Source organism: Falsiroseomonas oryzae, from assembly GCF_027856955.1.
In the GTDB taxonomy this organism is placed as follows: domain Bacteria; phylum Pseudomonadota; class Alphaproteobacteria; order Acetobacterales; family Acetobacteraceae; genus Falsiroseomonas; species Falsiroseomonas oryzae.
Window position 1 is genome coordinate 1 of the sequence record NZ_JAPSMD010001001.1, and the last position, 583, is coordinate 583.

Annotated in this window: 1 protein-coding gene; it reads left to right on the top strand. The window is 77.2% G+C overall.

Annotation, left to right across the window (positions count from 1 at the left end):
- The coding region (locus OZN99_RS33175) for a tetratricopeptide repeat protein (RefSeq protein ID WP_270939414.1) at window positions 1-363 on the top strand (363 nt) is incomplete at its 5' end.
- Between the last annotated feature and the right edge of the window lie 220 nt (window positions 364-583).

The window sequence follows — 583 nt, forward strand, 5'->3', positions numbered from 1 at the left end:
GCGGATGGGCAGGCGGCGCTCGGCCGCCGCGACTTCACCGCCGCCGAGACCGCGGCGCGCGAGGTGATCGCCAGCCGCGACCCGGCGCGGGTGCCGGATGCCTACATCCTGCTGGGCGATGCGCTGCTCGGCCGGCGGGACTTCGCCAATGCGGCCGTGGCCTACGACGATGCGCGCCGCCGCAACCCGCGCGGCTCCCGCGCGCCGGAAGCCTCGATCGGCATCGCCAACTCGCTGATCGGCCTGAACAACAACCGCGACGCCTGCACCATCCTGAACGAGTTGCGCAGCGCGAACCCGACCCTCTCGGGCCCGGTGGCGGAGCGCGCGGCCGATGCGCGGCGTCGCGCCCAGTGCCGCTAGGCCGGCGGGTCGCCCGGTCGCCGCTGACGCCGCGGCGCGCCCCCTGACCGAGCGCGTCACGCTCCTCGGTCCCTCCGACTTCGATCTCCTCATGGCGCCGCTTGGCCCCTTCGGCCCGGCGCCCGCGCTGGTCGCCGGCGTCTCCGGCGGGCCGCACAGCCTGGCGCTGGCCCTGCTGGCGCAGGACTGGGTCCGCGCCCGCGGCGGTCGCCTGCTGGCG